Source organism: Rhizobacter sp. P2_H3 (assembly GCF_056403355.1).
Genome location: NZ_JBFUFQ010000229.1, coordinates 1 through 9,245, shown reverse-complemented (window position 1 = coordinate 9,245; position 9,245 = coordinate 1). Strand labels below are relative to the sequence as shown.

1 protein-coding gene is annotated in these 9,245 nt (G+C 67.2%); it reads left to right on the top strand.

All coding sequences use genetic code 11. The features are described 5' to 3' along the window. Positions 1-115: 115 nt before the first annotated feature. Positions 116-9,245: hypothetical protein (locus AC1D1T_RS26715; RefSeq protein WP_477992820.1), on the top strand; the 9,130-nt coding region annotated here is incomplete at its 3' end.

The following is a 9,245-nucleotide window of genomic DNA, read 5'->3' as shown; positions in this document are numbered from 1 at the left end:
GGGCTGGCATGGCCTGACCCCACCCGGCGGCTGCGGCGGCTCGGGCGGCCAGCCGCCGGGCCCGGTCCCGCCTGCCGGTGCCTCCGGCCTGCAACACGCGGCGCAGGCGCTGGACGTGATCGAAACCGTGACCATCCACGACCCGATCGCGCTGACATTTGCCACCGGCGACGGCGGCATGGGCGGCGTGACGCGCCTGGAATGGTTCTGGACCGCGCCGCCGGCCGACCCCAACGCACCACCGAGCCCGCCCCCGCCTCCCGGCTGCGATGTGCCCCAGCACCCCAGCGCGCCCGGCGGCCTGTTGCAGCCCTTCGTCAACGTGAGCATCGACATCGACGGGCCGCTGGACCGCTTCGCCAAGGCGCTCACCAACCCGATTGCACTGCAGCCGGTCAGCAGCACGTTCACCTTGGCGCCGGGCAGCGGCGAAAGCAGGCTGTTCGGCTTCCAGGCCAAGAGCTATGACGAAATGTTCCGCTCGCCGAAGTTCCAGCAGCTCACGGCCGACCAATTGTTCGGCGCCAAGATCACCATCACCGTGATCCAGCAGAAAGCCGGCGAGCTGCTGCGCACGCGCGACGTCTTCACCTACTACCAGTACCGCTGGGTCGATGTGATCGATGCCGACAAATCGCAGAACAAAACCGGCAAGACGGCGGCCTTCATCAAGACGCTCAACGACGGCCTCGGCGGCTTCGTGCGCACCAAGGAAGTCCATGTGCATTTGCCGGTTAGCGTCAACACGAATTTCAGTGCCGACAAGCCATTTTTCGTTGATGGCGAGGTGCTTGGCGAGGCCACATTGATCTGGAAGTTCGACCCTGAGCTGCCCAGAAACTTCGACGGCAGCGATCTGCTGATCAAGGTCAGCGATGCCAAGCTGCCGCTGGGCGGTCAGGTAGGCATTCTGGAGCCCACCGGCATGAGCCGCTCCAGGCCCATCTTCGGCCTGAACCTTGCCGGCTACCGCGCCGAACTCAAACGCCTGCTGCTGTCGCTGAAGACAGTGTTCCAGCTGGGACTCGACGGCACGCCCGTCAATCCGAGCGTGCAGTATGTGTTCACCGGGCATGCTGGCGCCGTCACGACCTTGCCGCTGGTGGGTGGCGGCAGCATCTTCGTGCAAGCGGCGGGGGCGGCCGAGGGGCGGGACTACATCAAGCTGTCGCCGCGCGTGCAGGCCGAGTTTGCCGACTTCATGCCATCCAAACGCAAGCCCGGGCCGGACGGCATCGCCGGCACGATTGACGATGTCTTCGACGCCACGCAGCTCGCGGCGCTGGACGCGCGCATGGTTGTCGAATCCGACTTGCTGCTTGCCGAGGTCAAGGCCAACTACGATCCGGCCATTGGAGACGCGGTCACATTTCAGGACGCCAATGCCGGCGCCGATGTGAGCACGTCCTGGAGTGACCAGACCGACGGCGGCCGGCAAGTCTTCGGCATTTCCAACAAAGCCGACATCGCCACCGAAGACATGCGCAACGACATCGGCACGCAAGGGCGGGTTGATCCGATCACCAATCACCGGTTCGACAAGCCGATCTCCGACGCCGGCCAACTGTGGGCGCTGTCGCAGTTCATGAACGTCTCGTTTTCGGGCACGACCAGCATCGGCATCGGCCTGCATCTGGACCACACCAGCCCCAACGTGACCTTGACGGCGATGGTGGCCGACACGGTCAGCCATGAGTTCGGCCACCAGCTCGGTTTGATCGAGGGCTACCTGCCGCACTTCCGCGATGCGCGCGACATGGGCGGCACTGCCGGCGTGCGTGCCAATTCCGACGCCACGCCCTACAACGACATCATGAACGCAGGCAGCGCGCGCGACGGAAACAAGGCCTTCAAGTACCCGATCACGCATTTGCTGAAGGCAGCGGTTGGGATCGCGCCGGATGGCGGCGTCGCCATGCTGGACACCTTGCGGCACTGGCGCGACCACTTCAACCTCGATGACCGCGGGCCAGGCACCAGCAGCAAGAACGGCATACGCATTCTTGAACCTGTGCCGCTGACGACGCCCGAGATCGCCGTCAGCACCGGCAGCATCGACTACTTCGGCGTGGGCCTGGACACCTTGCCCGTGGGCTCGGTTGCAGCCGACGGCGCCGGCGGCGAGCTCATCGATACCGTCCTGCAGATCGTCAACGGCGGCGTCCAACCATTGATACTGAGTGCGCCACAGCTCGGCGGCGGCAAAGGCTTCTCGCTCGTCAATCCACCGCCTGCAGGAACCTCCATAGACCCTAGCGCACAAATCGCACTGACGCTGCGRTTCGACCCGGGTCAAGAAGGCGACGCGCAAGACCTCCTGACGTTGGATTCCAATGCCGGCACCGTGCCGCACTTCGTGTTGAAGCTGCAAGGCACGGGCTTGCGCGTGGCGCCCACCGCCAGCGTGGCTTTGAGCAACAACAATCTCGGCGGCCTGCGGCCCGGTGCGCCCGCGGTGCAGCGGGATGAGATCTTCACCATCACCAACACCGGCTTGCAGCCGCTCGTGATCTCGGGCGCGGCGCTGACCGAAGGCGCCGATAGTTTTGCGCTGCTGGGTCTGCCGGCCGACTTGGCGACCCATCCGATCAGCTTGGCAACCGGTGAGCACCTGAGCTTTGGCGCGCGCTTCGCGCCCGATCGTCTGGGCCTGCAACGCGGCCTGATCGAGCTCAGCACCAACGATCCGCTGCAAACCAAACTGCGCCTTGGGGTGGTCGCCACCGGCCTGGCCGCGCTGCCCACGGTGCAGTGGGGCAAGAATTACTTCGCGCTGCAAAACCCCGATCAACCCGAGGTGCCGCCGCTGCGCGCGATCAGCGACGACAACGGTTACTTCAACTTCTTCCTGGCCGCTAGCACGCCGTATCACGTGGTCGGCTTCGACCCGGCCACCGGGCTGGTGTCGCACGGCTACGGCCGCACCGCGATTGGCGGCAAGGGCACCGACTTGACCTCGTCAATGGTGTTCCTGGCCAGCACCGAAAAAGACAGCGACTACGACGGCCTGCCCGACGATGTGGAATTCGCCGTCGGCTCCAGTGCAATCCGGCGCGACAGCGACGCCGATGGCGTGGACGACTTCACCGAAGTCAACCAAGGCGGCGATCCCCTGGGCGCCCTGCGCATTCCCATCGGCGTGGTGAGCAGCGCCGCGCTGCTGGGTACGGCCGAGGCCGTGGCCGTGTTCGGCTCGATTGACGGCAAGGCGGCGCTGACGGCGCTGCTGGCCACCGGCACCCACGGCGTGGCCGTGGTCGATGCCTCGCAGTTCAGCACGTTGAAAATACTGTCGCAATTGAAGCTGCCCGGCAACAACACCGATGTCGCGGTCGATGCAGCGCGCCGCCTAGCCGCCGTGGCCGGCAATGAGGCCGGGCTGCACATTGTTGACATTGCCATTCCCGCTGCGCCGCTGCGCGTGCAGACGGTGCCCTTTGGCAGCAGCGTCAACCGCGTCAAGCTCAGTGACGGCATCGCCTATGTCACGGCCGGCGCCAGCGTACACAGTGTGGACATCAACACCGGCGAGTTGGTCAGCAGCTTGGACTTGGCGGGCAGCACCTTGCTGGACATCGCCGTGTTCGGCAGCACCGCCTACACGGTCGATGCGGCCGGCGTGCTGCGGACCATCAATATCGCCAACGCGAGCTTGGCGGCGCTGGGCGCGTTGACACTGCCGGCCGCAGGCGGCCAGCTCTTTGTCGGCAACAGCGTCGCCTATGTCGGCGCGGGCAATGGCGTGGTCGGCGGGGGCTTCTCCACCGTCGATGTCTCCAACCCCAGCCTGCCGGTACTGCTCTCGGGCCCCGACAACACCGTCGTGGCCGGCAGCGCGATCGCTCTCAATGGCTCGGGCCTCGCGCTGGCGGTGGGCGGCAATGATTCGATCGTGGCGGCGTTTCGCTCGCTCGATGTATTCAGCACCGCCGATCCGGCCAACACCGGCAACCTGGTGACGCGCATCAACCTGCCGCAAATGCCCAAAGACCTGGCCCTGGCCGGCGGCCTGGCGTTTGTGGCCGATGGCAGCGGCGGACTGCAAGTCGTCAACTACCTGGGCGCCGATGTGCAGGGCGTGGCGCCGCAGGCGGCCATCACGCTCGAAGCGGTCGATGTTGATGCCAACCAGCCCGGCGTGCAGGTGCAGGAGGGCCGCGTCGTGCGCGTCCTGGGCAACATCAGCGACGATGTGCAGGTGCGCAGCGTCGAGCTGCTGGTGAATGGCCAGGTCGCTTCGGTAGCCGTTGCCTTCCCATTCGAGTTCACGGCCCAGGCGCCGGCCATTGCGCTGGCTGGCAAGCACCTGACGCTGCAAGTGCGCGCCGCCGACACCGGCGGCAACGTGAGCTTGTCCGAACAGCACGCCCTGGACGTGGTGCCCGACACCTTGGCGCCGCAACTGCTCTCGGCCAGCGTCGATGAAGGCGCGCGGCGCTTCTTCGTGCGCTCGATCGACTTGCTGTTCGATGAACCGCTGGACCTGCAGCGCCTCACGCCCAGCGCGGCCACGCTGGTGCGCGCGGGCGCGGACGGCAGCTTCGGCACGCCCGACGATGAACCCGTGCCGTTGGGCCAGGACACGCGCAAGCACGGCCAGCTCATTTCGCTGCTGCTCTCCGGCTTGCTGGCGCCCGGCAGCTACGAGCTGCGCGTGGACGCGGCGCAAATCGCCGACCTGGCAGGCAATGTGCTGGCCGCGCCCATCGTGCGCCACTTCACCGTGCTGCCGGCCAACACGGTGCGCGCGCTCAGCGGCAGCGCCGCAATTGCAAACGCCCCGTCGGCCAACCCGGGCCAGCAGATCGGCGTGGTCGTGCCTTTTGATCCGGCCACGGCGCGCATGTCCTTCAAGACCGTCGATGCCGGTGGCACGGTCAGCAACTTGGTTGTGAATGTGTTTCGCACCGACGCTGCGGCCCGCATCGCCTTCTTCAATGTGCCGCTGAACGCGCTCACCGGCGACGTGGAGGTGTTCAAACAAGTCGACAGCGTCATCACCCATTTCGACGACGGCACTTTCCCGCTGCAAATCGTGCCCACGGTGCGCGACGTGCAAGTGGTGTCGGTTGCGGCCGACGGCACGAGCGCACAAGTGCTGGTCAGCGGCACCGGCTTCGTTGAAGGCGCCAACACCGCGTACCGCTTTGGCGCCACCAGCGTGGTGGACACGAGCACCAGCGCCGGGCCTGACGTGCAAAGCGACGGCACGGCACGCCTGACTGTGCCGTTGAGCGCCGCTGCGTTTGGCCCGGTCAGCGTCACGACGGCCGGGGGAAGCAGCGCGCCGTTCAGCGTCAACCTGACAGGTCTGGACGCCAGCGCGTTGTCGGGCACGCCGGCCGCCCCGGCGCTGGCTTCGGCCAACGCGGGCCAGGTCATCACCCTGGTCGGCCAGGGCTTGAACACCAACACCGATGTGCTGCTGCGCTTTACCGACATCAACGGCGCGCCCAGCACCGTGCGGCTCAGCCCGGTGGCGGCCAGCCTGGACGGCAGCCGCGCGAGCCTCGTCGTGCCCGCATTTGCCAACGGCGTGGTGGCGCTGCAGATCTTTGGATCTGCGAACCAGCCGCTGCTGCAAATCGTGCCCACACTCAGCGGCGCGGACATTCAAAGCCGCACCGTGCTGCTGGGCTCGGGTTTTGTTGAAGGCAATGCCAGCTACAGCTTTGCCGGCGCCACCGTCAGCGACAGCGCGCTTGATGCCGGCAACCACATCGACGTGTTMAATGACGGCGTGGATCAAAACCGCCTGGTCAATATCGACCGCACTGCCTTGCCTGCGCACGGCCTGGGCAATGTGAGCGTGACCACCGCGGCCGGCAGCAGCGCCGCGCTTGCGTTGAACACGCTACGCGTGAACCTGCCGCCGGGTGCCGGCATCGGCGACGTGGCGGTGGACCCTGCCAGCGCCCAGCTGTGGGTCAGCGACCAAGCCAGCCCGGCGCATTTGCTGCGCCTGGACCCGGGTACCGGCCAAGTATTGCAAACCATCACGCTGACGCCGGCCTTCGGCTCGATCAACCCGTTCAACAACATCGGCCTGCAGCAGTTGGCAGCGCCGATGCTGCTGGGGAGCAGCAACGTGCCTGCGGGCAGCTTGCTGGTATTCAACGGCAACATCGGCGGGCCGGATCGCGTTGTGGCGGTCGATCCGGCCAGCGGTGCGGTCATCACGAGCCTCGCGTTGGACGCTCGCTATGGGCTCAATGGCGCGGTCTTCAACCCGGCCAATGGGCACATCTACCTGACCGAGACCGGCGGCCCGGGCAACCGCATCATCGAGCTGAGTGCGGCCAGCGGCGCGCAGCTGGCCGCCATCACCGCGCCCTTCAGCGTGCTCAACGCTGCCGGCCTGGCCATTGACCCGAGCAGCGGCCACCTGTGGCTGGGCACGGCCAACGGCGGCGCGCTGCTGGTCGAATACCGCATCGACGGCACCGGCCAGCTCAGCGAGTTGCGGCGCCTGGACGCGAGCGCACAAAACCTCAACCAGAACGAAGTCTCGGGCCTGTCCTTCGCGCCCGACGGCGCGCTGTGGGTCGCGTCCACTCAAGCCGAGCTGTACCGCATTGACATCCACGCAGCGGCAGCGCCCCCGGCGAGCTTGAGCCAGATCGTTGCCAGCGCGCGCGACGGCGTGCCGGCCAACGGCACCCAGGCCTCGGCCCACGTGGGCCAGGTGATCGAGCTGATCGGCGCCCACTTCACGGCCGCCACGCGAGTGCTGTTCAACACCCGCGGCAACGACGGCAGCACCGGCGTGGCGGTGCAGACGCCGCTGATCGTCAACGCCAGCGGCACGCGGCTGCAAGTGGTGGTGCCCGACACGGCCGCGAGCGGCGACGTCAAACTCGACAGCCAAGCCGGCGGCATCCGCCTGCAAATCGTGCCGACCCTGAGCGGCGTCGAGATCGGCCGCCCCGGCGCCGATGACTTGGTCAGGCTGCGCGGCTCGGGCTTCATGGACGGTGCTTTGACGGTGCGCATCGGCGGCATTGACTTGGTCGATGCCGACAGCGTGCTGTCGCCGCTGGACGTGACTGGCCCGCGCAATGACACCCTCGACGTGGTGGCACCGCGCACCTTGGACGGCCCGATCCGCATCACGACCGAAGGCGGCTCGGCCGAAATCGCCGGCGCCCCGATCGCGCCCCAGCCGATCGTCGGCTTCACCGCCATGACCGCCACAGCCAGCGCCGGCACCCCCGCCAACGCCAATGCGCCCTCGGCCGTGAATGGCCAGGCGATTGCGCTGCACGGCCAGGGCCTGGCCACCATCAACACCTTGGTGCAGTTCCAGGCGCGGGACGACACTGGCACGCTGGGCACCGTGTCCTTGAGCGGCATTGCCAGCGCCGATGGCAAGACCTTGACTGTGGGCGTGCCGGCGCTGGTGCGCAGCGGCCTGGTAACTATCCTCGGCAGCGGCGTGAGCCTGCCGCTGCAAATCGTGCCGGTGCTGCGCGGCATCGGCGGCCAGGTGGCGTCTGGCCAGGCGATCGTGCTCGAAGGCTCGGGCTTCAACGCGCCGGACCTGAGCGTCACGATAGATGGGCGCGCGGTGACAGGCTTCACCGTGCGCACCATCGTCGACGGCATCTTCGACTCGTCCGCCAGCAAGCAAGTGCAGCAGCTCTTGAGCCTGACCGTGCCGCCCGGCGTCGGTGCGGGCGTGGTCGTCGTGTCCAGCAGCGGGGGCAGCAGCAGCTTGAGCGCCGCCTCGCGCCACGTGACGGCCATCAATGCCACAGCCGCCAGCGGCAGCGCGGCCCTGGCGGCACTGCCTTCGGCCAACACCGGGCAGAGCATCACGGTGGCGGGCAGCGGCCTGGTGGCCAATGACCGGCTGGTGTTCACGACCTTGAGCGATTTCGGCAACCTGTCCGAACTGACCGTCGCCACCACGGCGAGCCTTACCGACCAGACGCTCACCGCCATCGTGCCCACCACCGCCCACACCGGCCATGTGCGGCTGGAGCGCGACACCAGTGGCCTGCTGCTGCAAATCGTGCCAACGGTGATCGACCTGCAGGTCGAATCGGTGTCGACAGACGGCAAGTCGGCATCGGTGCTGCTGGAAGGTACCGGCATACTGGAAGCGGCTGACACCGAGTACCGTTTCGGCACGCTCAATCTGCTGGACCGCACCCGCACTGCCGGCCCCGAGAACCTGGGCCGCTTCACGCGCGTGGTGCTGCCGCTGAGCGACGCTGCCTTCGGCCCGATCAGCGTCAAGACCATCGGCGGCACGAGCACGCCCTTCAGTGTCAACGTGGCCAGCGTGGACGCGGTCGCCCCGACCGGCACCCCGGCCGACCCGGTGCAGGCATCGGCCCATGCCGGGCAAGCCGTCAGCCTGAGCGGCCAGGGCTTGAGCACCGCCACCGATGTGCTGCTGCGCTTCATCGACGGCAATGGCAGCCTGGGCATGGTGAAACTCAGCCCATCGTCCGCCGCCGCAGACGGCAGCAGCGCCGGCCTGACGCTGCCCACGCAATTGAACGGCGCCTTCGGCGTGCAGGTGTTCGGGTCGGCCAGCCAGCCCTTGCTGCAAATCGTGCCCACGCTCACCAGCGTGGACATTCAAAGCCGCATCATCGTGACGGGGACTGGTTTTGTTGAGGGCAACGCCAGCTACCAGTTTGCAGGCGCCAGTGCCAACGACACACCGTTCGACCCGAGCGTCCATATCGAGGTGACGAACAACACCAGCGCCAGCATCGACCGCGTCGCGCTGCCGTCACACGGTCTGGGCCCGGTGAGCGTGAGCACGGCCGGCGGCCGCAGCGCGACGCTGGCCCTGAACACGGTGCGCGTGAACGTGCCGATCGGCAACAGCAGCTTGGGGGATGTGGCAGTCGACCCAGTGAGCGGCCATTTGTGGGTTAGCGACCAGGCCAGCCCGGCTCATTTGCTGCGCATCGACCCGGCCACCGGCCAGACCGTGCAAACCCTGACCTTGAGTGCCGCCTTCGGCTCGATCATCGTCTTCAACAACATCGGCCTGCACGTGCTGACGGCCGCCATGACCCTGGGCAGCAGCACCGTGCCCGCGGGCAGTTTGCTGGTGTTCAACGGCAGCGTGAGCGGCAACGACCGCGTGCTTGCCGTCGATACCGGCAGCGGCGCGGTGATTGCAACCCTGAATCTCGATGCGACCTACCGGCTCACCGGCGCCGCCTTCAACCCGGCCAATGGCCATATCTACCTGACCGAAAGCAATGGCCCGGCCAACCGCA